The organism is Pseudomonas sp. REB1044, from assembly GCF_038813925.1.
GTDB lineage: Bacteria > Pseudomonadota > Gammaproteobacteria > Pseudomonadales > Pseudomonadaceae > Aquipseudomonas > Aquipseudomonas boreofloridensis.
On the sequence record NZ_CP046139.1, the window covers coordinates 209069 to 223121 of the forward strand.

Genomic DNA, 14053 nt, shown 5'->3' on the forward strand with positions numbered 1-14053 from the left:
GTAAGTCGCTGCTGCGATCTACCCGCGACCGGCACGCCCGCGCCTCCACGCCAGACCGCCTCTCCCTGCCAACGCCGACCGATCCGCTCCACGCCGCACGATCACCCGATCGTGCACCTTCGGCTAATCGGGCCAGTGCCACATCGGTCGATCCAGCATGCCTTGGCCCACCAGCACGGTCTGGCCCAGGGCCTTGTCCAGTTGGATCGAATTGCACCGTTCATCCTGTTCCAGCGCCGCCACCAGACGCGGCGCGTGGGACACCACCCATACCTGGCAGTCGCGCGAGGCCCGCACGATCAGCCGCGCCAGCGCCGGCAGCAGGTCCGGGTGCAGACTGGTTTCCGGCTCGTTGAGCACCATCATGCTCGGCGGCCTGGGCGTGAGCAGCGCCGCCACCAGCAACAGGTAGCGCAGCGTGCCGTCCGACAGCTCTGCAGCGCTGAGCGGGCGCAGCAGGCCGGGCTGGTAGAAGCGCAGGCTGAACAGCCCACCGGCCTCGGCGTCGACCTTGACCTGGGCGCCGGGAAAGGCGTCGCTGACCGCCGCGTTCAGCGCCTGCAGGTCGCCGATCTCGTCGATGGTCTGCAACGCCGCCGCCAGGTCGCGGCCGTCGTGATGCAGCACCGGGGTGCGGGTGCCCAGGCGCGACTGACGTGCCGGGGCGTCGGGGTCGGTGCGGAAGTGGTCATAGAAGCGCCAACTGCGGATGCGCTCACGCAAGTGCAGCGCCTCGGGCGAGCCGTGCAGGCTGCCCACTTGGTCGAACAGGCTGTCGAACTCGCTCAGGTGCTGGTGCAGGACCTGCCACTGACGCCCGTCGCGCGCCTTGACCAACGCGGCCTTGCGCTGCACCAGCAGGCTGGCGGGTCGGCACACCGGTCCTGCCCATAACGCCTCATGCTTGATCTGCGGATCGAGGGCGAACTTGGAGCGGGTCGGTGGCGGTAAGCCCAGGCTGATGGCATAGCCGAAGTCGTCCCCGGCGAAGCCCATTTTCAGGCGCTTGACCTCCTGACGCGGGCCACCCTCGACCGCGACCTCGCCCGACAGCATGCGCCGGGTGATGTGTTCCGGCCCGGCCCAGAACGTGGAGTCCAGACCGCCCTCGGCGGCCAGGGCATTGATCACCCCACCGCGACCGGTTTCGGCCAGCAGGCGCAGGGCCTTGTACAAATTGGATTTGCCACTGCCGTTGGCACCTGTGATCACATTCAGTGGTCCCAAGGGCATGACCAGTTCGTTGATCGAGCGGTAGTTGGCGATGGCCAATGTGGTGAGCATGTGCAGTCCTCGACGCGGGTGCGAGGGCGCAGTATGGTCCATCGGCAAGCTTGGCCGCTGTACGTCGTTACTGTTTGTGGAACCCTGAACTACCCTGAGCAGTCGCATCACACGAATCATTTGCGCGCAAGCAAGGAGCCGGCATGTCGTTTACGCGTGCGCTGTCGATCGTCTTTCTGGGGGCGATGAGCGTGCTTTCAGGCTGCGAGGAAAAACCGCCCGCCGCGGAGCTGCCGCGTGTCGGTGTGACGCGCGTGGAATCGCGCGACTTCGCCGCCAACGTCACCCTCACCGGCGATATCCAGGCACGGGTGCAGACCGACCTGTCGTTCCGCGTGGGCGGCAAGATCATTGCCCGCAGCGTCGATGTGGGCGACCACGTCAAGGCCGGGCAAGTGCTTGCGCGCCTGGACCCCAAGGATCTGCAGAACAACGTGGACTCGGCCAAGGCTGCCGTGTTCGCCGAGCAGGCGCGGGTCACCCAGACACGCGCCGCGTTCGTGCGCCAGCAGAAACTGCTGCCCAAGGGCTACACCAGCCAGAGCGAGTACGACTCGGCCGAGGCCGCCCTGCGCAGCAGCCAGAGCGCGCTCAAGGCTGCCCAGGCGCAACTGGCCACGGCCCGTGAGCAGTTGGGCTACACCGGGCTCGTGTCCGAGGCGGACGGGGTGATCACTGCGCGCCAGGCCGAGGTCGGGCAGGTGGTGCAGGCCACCATGCCAATCTTCTCCCTGGCCGCCGATGGCGACCGCGATGCCGTGTTCAACGTCTATGAATCACTGCTGGTGGCGCCGTCCAGCGACGAAAGCATGACGGTGCGCTTGCTGGACAACCCCAAAATCGAAGCCCAGGGGCGCATCCGCGAAGTCACGCCCACGGTGTCCGCCCAGAGCGGCACGGTGCAGGTCAAGGTCGCCCTGCGCGAGGTGCCGCCGGCCATGCAGCTGGGCTCGCCGGTCACCGCCACTGCCCGTGCCCAGGCCCGGCCCAGCGTCGAGCTGCCCTGGTCGAGCCTGACCAAGGCCCTGCACGCGCCGGCGGTGTGGGTGGTCGGTGACGGCGACAAGGTCGAGTTGCGCAAGGTACAGGTGGCGCGTTATCTCACCGGGCGCGTGGTGATCGGCGAAGGCCTGAAAGGCGGCGAAGCCGTGGTGGTCAGCGGCGGGCAACTGCTGCATCCAGGCATGCAGGTCGAGACCGTCGATGCCAAGGCCCCGGAGGTACAGCCATGAAGGTGCTGCTGATGATGCTGGGCGCCCTGGTGTTGTTGGGCGGCTGCAAGGGCGACGACGATAAGCCCGAGCCGGTGCGGCCGGTGCTGTCCACCGTGGTGCAGCCTTTGTCCCAGGCGCAGTTGGGCCGCTTCGCCGGTAACATCGAGGCGCGTTATGAAAGCACGCTGGGCTTTCGCGTGTCCGGTCGCATCGCCCGTCGCTGGGTGGATGTCGGCGCGCAGGTCGAGGCAGGCCAGACCCTCGCCACCCTCGACCCCACCGATCAACAGAACCAACTGCGTGCTGCCGAGGGCGACCTGGCCAGGGTCCAGGCGCAGTGGATCAATGCCCAGGCCAACGCCCGCCGCCAGCAGCAACTGTATGACCGTGGCGTCGGCGCCCAGGCTCAACTGGACATCGCCCAGACCGACCTGAAGACCAGCAGCGCCTCGCTGGAGCAGGCGCGCGCGTCGGTCAGCCAGGCCCGTGACCAGTTGGGCTACAGCACGCTCAAGGCCGATCACGCCGCTGTGGTCACCGCCTGGCGCGCCGAGGCCGGGCAAACGGTCAGTGCCGGCCAGGAAGTGGTCACGCTGGCGCGCCCCGACGTCAAGGAGGCGGTGATCGACCTGCCGATCCCGGTTGCCGAACAGCTCAGCCCATCGCTGGTGTTCACCGTCGCCTCGCAACTGGACCCGAGCATCGCCACCACCGCCACCCTGCGCGAGCTCGAGCCCCAGGCCGATGCCGCCACCCGTACCCGCCGCGCGCGGCTGACTCTGGCCAGCACGCCGCCGGCCTTCCACCTGGGTACTGCGGTGAGTGTCACCCTCAGCTCGGCCATCAGCCCACGCAGCGAGCTGCCGGCCACCGCGCTAATCGAGCGCGAGGGCAAGACCCTGGTGTGGGTGGTCGATCCGCAACAGCACAGCGTAGCGACCCGCGAGGTCACGCTCATCGACCGCGACGCCAAGCGCATCGTGGTCGCCAGTGGCTTGCAGCCGGGCGAGCGCGTGGTCACTGCGGGCGTCAACAGCCTCAAACCGGGCCAGCCGGTCAAAGTCGACGAGGACGCACGATGAAAGGACGCTTCAACCTGTCGGACTGGGCGCTCAAGCACCAGTCCTTCGTGTGGTACCTGATGTTCGTCGCCTTGCTGATGGGCGTGTTCTCCTACATGAACCTGGGACGCGAAGAAGATCCGTCCTTCACCATCAAGACCATGGTCATCCAGACCCGCTGGCCGGGCGCGACCCAGGACGAAACCCTGTACCAGGTCACCGACCGCATCGAGAAAAAGCTCGAGGAGCTGGATTCGCTCGACTACGTCAAGAGCTACACCCGCCCCGGCGAGTCGACGGTGTTCGTGTACCTGCGCGACACCACCCAGGCCGAGGACATTCCGCAGATCTGGTACCAGGTGCGCAAGAAGATCCAGGACATCCGTGGCGAGTTTCCGCAAGGCTTGCAGGGCCCGGCCTTCAACGACGAGTTCGGCGACGTGTTCGGGTCGATCTACGCCTTCACCACCGATGGTTTGGACCTGCGCCAGTTGCGCGACTATGTCGAGCAGGTGCGCGCCGAGGTACGCGAAGTGCCGAACATCGGCAAGGTCGAGACCATCGGTGTGCAGAACGAGGTGCTCTACCTGAACTTCTCCACCCGCAAGCTGGCGGCGCTGGGCATCGATCAACGCCAGGTCATGCAGGCCCTGCAAGCGCAGAACGCGGTGACCCCGGCTGGGGTGATCGAGGCCGGTCCCGAGCGCATCTCGGTGCGCACCACGGGCCAGTTCGCCTCGGAGAAAGACCTGCAAGTGGTCAACCTGCGCATCAACGATCGTTTCTTCCGCCTGGCCGACATCGCCGACATCGAGCGCGGCTTCCAGGATCCGCCGGCGCCGATGTTCCGCTACAACGGCCAGACCGCCATCGGCCTGGCGATTGGCATGAAGAAGGGCGGCAACATTCAGGAATTCGGCAAGGTCCTGCGCGAGAAGATGGACGCCATCACCGCCGAACTGCCGGTCGGGGTGGGCGTGCATACCGTGTCGAACCAGGCGCGGGTGGTCGAGGACGCCGTCGGCGGCTTCACCAGCGCGTTGTTCGAGGCGGTGATCATCGTGCTGGTGGTCAGCTTCATCAGCCTGGGCATCCGTGCCGGGCTGGTGGTGGCCTGCTCGATCCCGCTGGTATTGGCGATGGTCTTCGTGTTCATGGAGTACAGCGGCATCACCATGCAGCGCATTTCCCTGGGCGCGCTGATCATCGCCCTGGGCCTGCTGGTGGACGATGCGATGATCACCGTGGAGATGATGGTCACGCGCCTGGAAATGGGCGAGAGCAAGCAGGAGGCGGCCACGTACGCCTATACCTCGACCGCCTTCCCGATGCTCACCGGCACCTTGGTCACGGTGGCCGGCTTCGTGCCCATCGGCCTCAACGCCAGCTCGGCGGGCGAATACACCTTCACCTTGTTCGCGGTGATCGCGGTGGCGCTGCTGGTGTCCTGGGTCGTGGCGGTGTTTTTCGCCCCGGTGCTCGGGGTGCACATCCTCAGCAGCAAGGTCAAACCCCATGACGAAGAACCGGGGCGCATTGGCCGCGCCTTCGAGGGCAGCCTGCTGTGGTGCATGCGCCATCGCTGGCTGACCATCATCGGCACCGTGCTGCTGTTCGCCCTGGCGCTGTTGAGCATGCGCTTCGTGCAGAACCAGTTCTTCCCGTCCTCGGACCGGCCGGAAATCCTGCTCGACCTGAACCTGCCGCAGAATGCCTCGATCCAGGAAACCCGTCGCGTGGTCGATCGCCTCGAAGCCACGCTCAAGGACGATCCGGACATCGACCACTGGAGCACCTACATCGGCCAGGGCGCGGTGCGCTTCTACCTGCCGCTCGACCAGCAATTGCAGAACCCGTATTACGCCCAGTTGGTGATCGTCAGCACGGGCCTGGAGCAGCGCAACGCGCTGATCGCCAAGTTGCAGGAGCGCCTGCGCAAGGACTTCGTCGGCATCGGCACCAACGTGCAATCGCTGGAAATGGGGCCACCGGTAGGCCGGCCGATCCAGTACCGCGTGAGTGGCAAGGACATCGACGAGGTGCGCAAGCACGCCATCGACCTGGCCACCCTGCTCGACAAGAATCCCAACATCGGCGAGATGATGTACGACTGGAACGAGCCGGGCAAAGTGCTGCGTGTGGAGATCGCCCAGGACAAGGCGCGGCAGTTGGGGCTGTCGTCCGAGGACGTGGCCAATGTGATGAACAGCATCGTCAGCGGCGCGCCCGTCACCCAGGTCAACGACGAGATCTACTTGATCGACGTGGTGGCGCGCGCCAAGGACAGCGAGCGCGGCTCGCCGGACACCCTGCAGGACCTGCAGATCGTCAGCCCCAGTGGCGTGTCGATTCCGCTGCTGTCGTTCGCCACGGTGCGCTACGAGCTGGAGCAGCCGCTGGTGTGGCGTCGTGATCGCAAACCGACCATCACCATCAAGGCCTCGGTCAATGGCGACATCCAGCCCACCGACCTGGTGGCCCAGCTCAAGCCGAAGATCGACGAGTTCGCCGGTTCCCTGCCGGTCGGCTACGAAGTGGCCACCGGCGGCACGGTGGAGGAAAGCGGCAAGGCCCAGGGTCCGATCGCCAAAGTGCTGCCGCTGATGCTGTTCCTCATGGCGACCTTCCTGATGATCCAGTTGCACAGCGTGCAGAAGCTGTTCCTGGTGGCCAGCGTGGCGCCGCTGGGGTTGATCGGCGTGGTCCTGGCACTGGTACCGACCGGTACGCCGATGGGCTTCGTGGCGATTCTGGGGATACTCGCGCTGATCGGCATCATCATCCGCAACTCGGTGATCCTGGTGACCCAGATCGATGCCTTCGAGGCCGATGGCTACTCGCCGTGGGATGCCGTGGTGGAGGCTACCAATCACCGCCGCCGACCGATCCTGCTCACCGCCGCGGCGGCCAGCCTGGGCATGATCCCCATTGCCCGCGAGGTGTTCTGGGGCCCGATGGCCTACGCCATGATCGGCGGCATCATCAGCGCAACGCTGTTGACCCTGCTGTTCCTGCCGGCGCTGTACGTGGCCTGGTACAAGATCCGCGAGCCGCAGGAAAAACACTGAGGCCGCGGGCTGCACGCTCCTGTAGGCGCACTGGCGCCGCGCCTACAGGGATCGCAGGGTCAGGCCTGAATGTGACCTTGCTAAAAGTTATATAAACATTCTTAAACATTATTTTTAAGAATATCCCGCCCTCACTACTATTGCCCCCAAGCCAGGCGCAATTCTTTCCCTCTGCCCGGCACCCCGACTCAACGGAGAACGAGCATGAGTGCATCGCTGCGCAGCATCGACGGACAGGACGAAGCCACCATTCTGCGTGAGATCCAGAGCGCCCTGCGCGACCTGCGCTATGGCGCGGTGGAGATCACCGTGCACAACGCCCAGGTGGTGCAGATCGAGCGCAAGGAGAAGTTTCGCCTGCAGCAGCCAGGGCAGAAGTCCGGCTGATCGCCAACACCTCTAATTAGAAAACACCCTTTTTAGGAGCTTCAGCATGTCCATCCGCCGTTACGCGCTCGCCGCCCTGGCCAGCGCTGTGTTTGCCGGTTCCGCGATCGCCAAGGACTACGAACTGCTCAACGTGTCCTACGACCCGACCCGCGAGCTGTACCAGCAGTACAACGCCGAGTTCATCAAGCACTGGCAACAGGCGCATCCGGACGACAAGGTGAAGATCCAGCAGTCCCATGGCGGTTCCGGCAAGCAGGGCCGGGCAGTGATCGACGGCCTGCGCGCCGACGTGGTCACCTTGGCGCTGGCGGGCGACATCGACGAAATCGCCAAGCTCGGCAAGACCTTGCCCGAGAACTGGCAGACCCGCCTGCCGGACGCCAGCACCCCCTACACCTCGACCATCGTGTTCCTGGTGCGCAAGGGCAACCCCAAGGGCATCAAGGATTGGAGCGACCTGATCAAGAAGGACGTTTCGGTCATTACCCCGAACCCGAAAACCTCCGGCGGTGCCCGCTGGAACTTCCTGGCCGCCTGGGCCTACGGCCTGAAAAGCGGCGGCAGCGAGGACAAGGCGAAGGCCTACGTGCAGGAGCTGTTCAAGCATGTGCCGGTGCTCGATACCGGTGCGCGCGGCTCGACCATCACCTTCGTCAACAACGGTCAGGGTGACGTGCTGCTGGCGTGGGAAAACGAAGCCTTCCTGGCGCTCAAGGAAGACGGTGGCAGCGACAAGTTCGAGATCGTCGTGCCGTCGCTGTCGATCCTGGCCGAGCCGCCGGTGGCGGTGGTGGACAAGAACGCCGAGAAGAAAGGCAATACCGCGATCGCTACCGAATACCTCAAGTACCTGTACAGCCCGGCCGGGCAGAAAATCGCTGCCGAGAACTTCTACCGTCCGCGTGACGAGAAAGTGGCTGCCGAGTTTGGCAAGCAGTTCCCGAAACTGGACCTGGTGACCATCGACAAGGACTTCGGCGGCTGGAAAACTGCACAGCCGAAGTTCTTCAACGATGGCGGTGTGTTCGACCAGATCTACCAGGCGCAATGAATCACAGGGGCTGCGTTGCGGCCCCCGAATGCAACACCCTTCAGTAGCCTGCAGCGGCCCGGGAGCGCTCCCGGGCTGCGTGCGTTCAACCAGGGATTCCTATGTCACGTCGCATTTCCCCCGTCATACCCGGCTTCGGGCTGACGCTGGGCTACACACTGGTGTACCTCAGCCTGATCGTGCTGATACCGCTGGCCGCCATGTTCATTCATGCCGCCCAGCTCACCTGGGAGCAGTTCTGGACCATCGTCAGCGCACCGCGCGTGCTCGCTGCGCTGAAGCTGAGTTTCGGCACTGCCCTGTGCGCCGCGCTCATCAATGGTGTGATCGGCACCCTGCTGGCCTGGGTGCTGGTGCGCTACACATTTCCCGGCCGCAAGATCATCGACGCGATGATCGACCTGCCGTTCGCCCTGCCCACCGCCGTGGCCGGCATCGCCCTGACCGCGCTGTATGCGCCGTCCGGCTGGATCGGTCAGTTCGCCACCGACCTGGGCCTGAAGATCGCCTACACGCCGCTGGGCATCACCCTGGCGCTGACCTTCGTCACCCTGCCGTTCGTGGTGCGCACGGTACAGCCGGTGCTCGCCGACATCCCGCGTGAAGTCGAGGAAGCCGCCGCGTGCCTGGGCGCCAAACCGCTGCAAGTGTTCCGTCATGTGCTGGCGCCGGCGCTGCTGCCGGCCTGGCTCACCGGTTTCGCCCTGGCCTTCGCCCGAGGCGTGGGCGAGTACGGTTCGGTGATCTTCATCGCCGGCAACATGCCGATGAAGACCGAGATCCTGCCGCTGCTGATCATGGTCAAGCTCGACCAATACGACTACACCGGCGCCACCGCCATCGGCGTGCTGATGCTGGTGGTTTCCTTCATCCTGCTGCTGCTGATCAACCTGCTTCAGCGGCGCATCGAAACCCCTTGAAGGAGGCCCGTTCATGTCTTCATCCACTCTGAACGCAAGCGCTGCCGCCAATGCCGCCCGCCGTGGCAGCGCCACCTCACGGCGCGTGCTGATCGGCCTCGCTTGGCTGGTGTTCGCGCTGTTCCTGCTGCTGCCGCTGGTGATCGTGGTGTCGCAGGCGCTGAAAAACGGCTTCGGCACCTTCTTCGAGGCGATCTTCGAGGCCGACGCGCTGGCGGCGCTTGAACTCACGTTGCTCGCCGTGGTGATCTCGGTGCCCTTGAACCTGGTGTTCGGTGTCAGCGCTGCGTGGTGCGTGAGCAAGTACAGCTTCCGTGGCAAGAGCGTGCTGGTCACCCTGATCGACCTGCCGTTCTCGGTCTCGCCGGTGATCGCCGGCCTGGTCTACGTGCTGATGTTCGGCGCCCAGGGCCTGTTCGGGCCGTGGTTGCAGGACCACGATATCCAGATCGTCTTCGCCCTGCCGGGCATCGTCCTGGCGACCATCTTCGTCACCGTGCCCTTCGTCGCTCGCGAACTGATCCCGCTGATGCAGGAGCAGGGCACCCAGGAGGAGGAGGCCGCGCGCCTGCTGGGCGCCAACGGCTGGCAGATGTTCTGGCACGTCACCTTGCCGAACATCAAGTGGGGCCTGATCTACGGCGTGGTGCTGTGCACCGCCCGGGCCATGGGCGAATTCGGCGCGGTGTCGGTGGTGTCCGGGCACATTCGCGGCGTCACCAACACCTTGCCGCTGCACGTGGAGATTCTCTACAACGAGTACAACCACGTGGCGGCCTTCAGCGTGGCCAGCCTGCTGCTGATCCTGGCGCTCTTCATCCTGCTGCTCAAGCAGTGGAGCGAGAACCGAATTAACCGCCTGCGCCACAGCGCCGCGGAGGAATGAGTCATGTCGATCGAAGTTCGTAACGTCAGCAAGCGCTTCAACAGTTTCCAGGCCCTGAACGCCATCAACCTGGATATCCACAGCGGTGAGCTGGTGGCGTTGCTCGGCCCGTCCGGCTGCGGCAAGACCACCCTGCTTCGCATCATCGCCGGTCTGGAAACCCCGGACGATGGCAGCATCGTGTTCCATGGCGAGGATGTGTCCGGCCACGACGTGCGCGATCGCAACGTCGGCTTCGTGTTCCAGCACTACGCCCTGTTCCGTCACATGAGCGTGTTCGACAACGTCGCCTTCGGTCTGCGCATGAAGCCCAAGGGCGAGCGGCCGAGCGAAAGCCGCATCGCCGAGAAGGTCCATGAGCTGCTGAACATGGTGCAGCTCGACTGGCTCGCCGACCGCTACCCCGAGCAGTTGTCCGGCGGGCAGCGTCAGCGCATCGCCCTGGCCCGCGCCCTGGCGGTGGAGCCCAAGGTGCTGCTGCTCGACGAGCCGTTCGGCGCCCTGGATGCCAAGGTGCGCAAGGAGCTGCGCCGCTGGCTGGCGCGTTTGCACGAGGACATCAACCTGACCTCGGTGTTCGTCACCCACGACCAGGAGGAGGCCATGGAAGTGGCCGACCGCATCGTGGTGATGAACAAGGGCGTGATCGAGCAGATCGGTTCGCCGGGCGATGTGTACGAGCAGCCGGCCAACGACTTCGTCTATCACTTCCTGGGCGACTCCAATCGCCTGGCCCTGAGCGAAGGCAACCACGTGCTGTTCCGTCCGCACGAAGTGTCGCTGTCGCGCCACGAGACCGAAGGCCATCACGCCGCCGAGGTGCGCGACATCCGCCCGCTGGGCGCGACCACGCGGGTGACCTTGAAGGTCGAAGGGCAGAGCGAGCTGATCGAGGCCGAAGTGGTCAAGGACCATGACAGCCTCACCGGTCTGGCGCGCGGCGAGACGTTGTTCTTCCGGCCCAAGGTCTGGCAGAAGGTGACGGACGTTTGAGTCCGCTTGCCGCTCATGAGGGCTGCCGAGCAGCCCTCTGAGGTTCAGTCGTTGTCGGACTCGAACAAGCGCTGCAGCTCGACCCGGGCTTCCTGCGCGGTCTGCATCACCTTGGCGCGGTCGTCGCGCACACGCCCCTGGGCCTCCAGCACCTGCTGGTCGTGCTCGGTGAAGCGCTGGATGCGATCGGCCGCCTGGGCCTCGCTCAGGCCCAGGCCGATCAGGGTCAGGCGGGTCATCTCCAGGCTCGAGTAATACGTCTCGCGAATCGGCTCGGCACCCACGTCCACCAGCTTGTGCACATGCTGGCGGTTACGCGCCCGGGCGATGACTTTCAGGTGCGGGTATTCCTGTTTTACCCGTTCGGCGATGCGCACGGCGGCCTCGGCATCGTCGATGGTGATCACGAAATACTCCGCCTGGCCGACCTTGGCCGCATGCAGCACCTCCGGGCGCAACGGGTCGCCATAGAACACCGGCGCCTGCTCGAAGGAGCGGGTCATTTCGATCGCATCCACCGAGGTGTCCAGCGCGATGAACGGCACCTTCTGCGCGCGCAGGATCCGCGCCACGATCTGGCCCATGCGGCCCATGCCGATGATTACCACCCGTGGCGTATCGGCCTGGATGCTGCGGTAATGCTCGGGCACCTCGCGGGCCGGCGCCGGGCGTTTGATCAGCCGCGCGCTGGCCAGCAGCAACAGCGGCGTGAGGGCCATCGACAGGGTGATGGTCATCAGCAGCAGGTCGTAGGTGTAGGCGTCGAACAGGCCCTCGTCCTTGCCCAGCTTGAACACCACGAAGGCGAATTCGCCGCCAGCGGCCAGCACCAGTCCCAGGCGTAGCGCGCTGACTCGGCTCAGCCCGCCGACCGCGCGTCCCACCAGCATCAGCAGCGGCAGTTTCACCGCTACCAGCAACAGCGTCAGGCCCAGCAGCAGGACAGGTGCGTCGAGCAGCAGACCGAGGTTGGCGCCCATGCCCACGCTGATGAAGAACAGCCCCAGCAGCAGCCCCTTGAAGGGTTCGATCTGCGACTCCAGTTCGTGCCGGTACTCCGAGTCCGCCAGCAGCAGGCCGGCGAGGAAGGCGCCCAGGGCCATGGAAATGCCGGCCTCTTCCATCAACCAGGCGGTGCCGATCACCACCAGCAGCGCTGTGGCGGTGGACACTTCTGGCAGCCCGGTGCGAGCGACGATACGAAACAGCGGGCGCAGCAGGTAGCGCCCGCCGACGATAACGATGGCGATGCTGCCGACGATGCGCAGGCCATGTTCGAGGTTGTCGCCGTGGCTGTTGTCCGCTCCGCTGGCCAGTAGCGGCACCAAGGCGATCAACGGAATGGCTGCGATGTCCTGGAACAGCAGGATGGCGAAGGCCAGACGGCCATGCGGGGCGTTTAATTGCCGGCTTTCGGCCAGGCTCTGCAGGCCCAGCGCGGTGGACGACAGCGCCAGGCCGAGGCCCAGCACCACCGCAGCAGACAGCGTCTGGCCGAAGCCGAACCAGGCGATGGCGCCGATCAGGCAGCCGGTCAGCAGCACCTGCGCCAGGCCTGCGCCGAATACCGCCTTGCGCATCAGCCACAGGCGCCGCGGCGAGAGTTCGAGGCCGATGATGAACAGCAGCAGGACCACGCCCAGCTCGGAGATGTGCGCCACGCTTTCGGTGTCGCGAATCAGGCCCAGTGCCTGCGGGCCGATGGCGACCCCCGCCAGCAGGTAACCGATTACCGCGCCCAGTTGCAGGCGTTTGGCCAAGGGCACGGCGACCACGGCGGCAAGCAGGAAGATGACGGCGGTCTGCAGCAGGCTGCCTTCTGGGGGCATGGGGAAACTCCGGAAAAAGAGGCGTGGTCATAATGCCATCAGAAAAAAGTGCACGCTTGCCACTAAAGCGCTAATCTCCTGCGTGAAGCGCTCCCTTGCGCGTTCAGATCATCTGCCAGCCCGCAGCATTCGGGTTGTCCGGCAAAGGTCATACAGGATATCCGTCGACAGATCGGCGGACAGGAGCACAGGATGCTTACCCATCGCGTAGTGGTTGCTCAGCTCGATCCGCGGGTGCTGATTCCAGCCGCCCCTGTCTTTCCAATCGTTTCTACCGTTCCGATTTAACCCCTGCATGACTCACTCCGAGGCTCATTCGCGCGTCTCGGCGCACAGGTGAGCCTGAGTTTCGACAACTTAGAAATGGACTTACAGCCGCTTCGATATTCGACGACTGTGCTTTGAAACCGTGGTGCCCTCCCAACTTGCCTAAAGGAATCTGAGCAAGATGAAACTCTCCTCACAGAAATCCGTTTCTGCGCTAGCGCTGTCCTGTGCTCTCGGCTTCATGGCCTGGAGCCCTTCCAGTTCCGCCTGCAACATGGAGCCTTACATCGCCAGTGTGTGCGTCATGGCGTTAGGCAATGGAACCCCTCAACTGCAAGGCTTCGGCAACAACCAGTACGTTCAGGCCGCAGGCCAGACGCTCAACATCAGTCAGTACAACGCGCTGTTCGCACTCATTGGCACGACGTACGGCGGAGATGGGCGAACCAACTTCATGTTGCCTGACCTGCGCGGCAGGGTCATCGTCGGTTTCGACAGCCGCAACACTTCGCAGCCGATCGGGAAAACGGGGGGCGCCGTGTCGCTCAAGCTGAGCATCGCGCAATTGCCCCCGCACGCGCTGCCGCTGAACAACCTGCCGGTGTCGATGAGCACCGTGACGGCGACCACCACGCTCTCCAGCCTCAGCGCCACTGCCAACCTGTCTGGCGTGAAGCTGGTCGGGCCGACCACCGGCCTGAAGCTGAACGGTTCTTCCTCGGGCGGGACCGGGACTCCTGGTGGGAACCTTCTGGGCAAGAGCGGCGGCGCACAGGGCAACCTCTACAGCACCGCTGGTACGCCTGACGCGGTCCTCAATGCCGCGTCCATCTCAGGTGACCTGACGATGACGGTGAATAACGGTATCACCGCACCGGTCACGGTGACAGGCAATGCCACCACGACGCTGAGCGGCAGCGCCCAGGTGAGTGGCGCGACCGGCTCCATTGGTGGCGGTGCCGATGTACCGACGATGCCGCCCTACCTAGTCATGCCTTATTTCATCGCCGTCAGTGGCATCTTCCCCTCGAACAATTAGTCAGCGTTCGGCGCCGGGCGCGCGACTCCGCGCGTCCCGGCGCATGATTCG

11 protein-coding genes are annotated in these 14053 nt (G+C 65.0%); 9 read left to right on the forward strand and 2 right to left on the reverse strand.

The annotated features are described in order from the left end of the window. Positions 1-123: 123 nt before the first annotated feature. A complete protein-coding gene (locus GKC70_RS00990; RefSeq protein ID WP_342650180.1) occupies positions 124-1284 on the reverse strand; it encodes an AAA family ATPase in 1161 nt (386 codons plus the stop codon). A 143-nt stretch (positions 1285-1427) separates the two neighbouring features. Between GKC70_RS00990 and GKC70_RS00995 the strand changes: the two genes are divergently transcribed. The 8 genes from GKC70_RS00995 (at position 1428) to GKC70_RS01030 (ending at position 10867) form a co-directional block, all read left to right on the forward strand. Further along, the gene (locus tag GKC70_RS00995) at positions 1428-2516 is read left to right on the forward strand and encodes an efflux RND transporter periplasmic adaptor subunit (RefSeq protein ID WP_116889766.1); all 1089 of its coding nucleotides are present in this window, start codon (positions 1428-1430) and stop codon (positions 2514-2516) included. Continuing rightward, on the forward strand, positions 2513-3580 hold the full coding sequence (locus tag GKC70_RS01000) for an efflux RND transporter periplasmic adaptor subunit (protein WP_317872122.1): 1068 nt from the start codon (positions 2513-2515) through the stop codon (positions 3578-3580). The genes GKC70_RS00995 and GKC70_RS01000 overlap by 4 nt, the downstream gene beginning before the upstream one ends. Continuing rightward, positions 3577-6627, forward strand: coding sequence for an efflux RND transporter permease subunit (locus GKC70_RS01005; RefSeq protein WP_304482895.1), 3051 nt, complete (start codon positions 3577-3579; stop codon positions 6625-6627). The genes GKC70_RS01000 and GKC70_RS01005 overlap by 4 nt, the downstream gene beginning before the upstream one ends. A 204-nt stretch (positions 6628-6831) precedes the next feature. Continuing rightward, the gene (oscA, locus tag GKC70_RS01010; RefSeq protein ID WP_029615266.1) at positions 6832-7014 is read left to right on the forward strand and encodes a sulfur starvation response protein OscA; all 183 of its coding nucleotides are present in this window, start codon (positions 6832-6834) and stop codon (positions 7012-7014) included. A 46-nt stretch (positions 7015-7060) separates the two neighbouring features. Continuing rightward, on the forward strand, positions 7061-8068 hold the full coding sequence (locus GKC70_RS01015; protein WP_342650181.1) for a sulfate ABC transporter substrate-binding protein: 1008 nt from the start codon (positions 7061-7063) through the stop codon (positions 8066-8068). A gap of 101 nt (positions 8069-8169) precedes the next feature. Continuing rightward, the gene (gene cysT / locus GKC70_RS01020) at positions 8170-8988 is read left to right on the forward strand and encodes a sulfate ABC transporter permease subunit CysT (RefSeq protein ID WP_342650182.1); all 819 of its coding nucleotides are present in this window, start codon (positions 8170-8172) and stop codon (positions 8986-8988) included. A gap of 13 nt (positions 8989-9001) precedes the next feature. Next, positions 9002-9874, forward strand: a complete 873-nt coding sequence (gene cysW / locus GKC70_RS01025; RefSeq protein ID WP_342650183.1) for a sulfate ABC transporter permease subunit CysW — start codon at positions 9002-9004, stop codon at positions 9872-9874. A 3-nt stretch (positions 9875-9877) separates the two neighbouring features. Continuing rightward, the gene (locus GKC70_RS01030) at positions 9878-10867 is read left to right on the forward strand and encodes a sulfate ABC transporter ATP-binding protein (protein WP_342650184.1); all 990 of its coding nucleotides are present in this window, start codon (positions 9878-9880) and stop codon (positions 10865-10867) included. A gap of 44 nt (positions 10868-10911) precedes the next feature. Here GKC70_RS01030 and GKC70_RS01035 read toward each other — a convergent pair whose 3' ends face one another. After that, positions 10912-12696: a monovalent cation:proton antiporter-2 (CPA2) family protein gene (locus GKC70_RS01035; RefSeq protein WP_342650185.1), complete on the reverse strand. Its 1785-nt coding sequence runs from the start codon at positions 12694-12696 to the stop codon at positions 10912-10914. Positions 12697-13144: 448 nt separating this feature from the next. Between GKC70_RS01035 and GKC70_RS01040 the strand changes: the two genes are divergently transcribed. Continuing rightward, complete coding sequence (locus tag GKC70_RS01040; protein WP_342650186.1) at positions 13145-14002, forward strand: tail fiber protein; 858 nt, start codon at positions 13145-13147, stop codon at positions 14000-14002. Positions 14003-14053: the final 51 nt, after the last annotated feature.